Origin of the sequence: Blautia sp. AF32-4BH (assembly GCF_003460565.1) — a bacterium.
GTDB lineage: Bacteria > Bacillota > Clostridia > Lachnospirales > Lachnospiraceae > Fusicatenibacter > Fusicatenibacter saccharivorans.
In genome coordinates this window covers 1,988-2,197 of the sequence record NZ_QTVL01000040.1, presented here as the reverse complement: position 1 = coordinate 2,197, position 210 = coordinate 1,988, and the positions used below count along the sequence as shown (strand labels likewise).

1 protein-coding gene is annotated in these 210 nt (G+C 52.9%); it reads left to right on the top strand.

The window, feature by feature from the left end; genetic code table 11:
- A partial coding sequence (locus DWZ44_RS18915) for a recombinase family protein (protein ID WP_243002171.1) occupies positions 1–210 on the top strand: 210 nt, incomplete at both ends.

Sequence of the window (210 nt, the reverse complement as noted above, 5' to 3'; positions counted from 1 at the left end):
ACCAGCCGTAAAATCCGTTCCACTTTCCAGTCCAAAGGCAAGTCCGGCAAGCACCTCACAGGCACGGTCATTTACGGCTATCTCTGGAACGAAGCCAGAGACCAATGGTTGGTTGACCCCGAAGCCGCTGATGTGGTCAAGCGCATCTTTGCCATGACGATTGAGGGCTACGGTCCGTATCAGATCGCCAGCAAGCTGAAAGAAGAAAAA